Genomic DNA, 359 nt, shown 5'->3' on the forward strand with positions numbered 1-359 from the left:
GTGCTGGCGAAGAAGGGATTAGCCCAGCAAAAGAGGTACGACGAGATTGACAATGCTCCGGAAGAAAGGGAAAGAGGAATTACCATTAATACAGCGCACGTGGAGTATGAGACCGAGAAGCGGCATTATGCCCACGTAGACTGTCCGGGACATGCTGACTATGTTAAGAACATGATTACCGGTGCAGCGCAGATGGACGGGGCTATCCTGGTTGTGTCTGCAGCCGATGGTCCGATGCCTCAGACCCGGGAGCATATTTTGTTAGCCCGTCAGGTAGGAGTTCCCTACATTGTGGTATTTTTAAACAAAGCGGACATGGTAGACGATCCGGAGTTAATGGAGCTTGTAGAGATGGAAGT

Annotated in this window: 1 protein-coding gene; it reads left to right on the top strand. The window is 50.4% G+C overall.

What is annotated here, in order from left to right; translation table 11 throughout:
* On the top strand, positions 1-359 hold a 359-nt coding region (locus tag ciss_RS09170), incomplete at both ends, for a GTP-binding protein (protein ID WP_235837282.1).

Origin of the sequence: Carboxydothermus islandicus (assembly GCF_001950325.1) — a bacterium.
Taxonomy (GTDB): Bacteria; Bacillota; Z-2901; order Carboxydothermales; family Carboxydothermaceae; genus Carboxydothermus; species Carboxydothermus islandicus.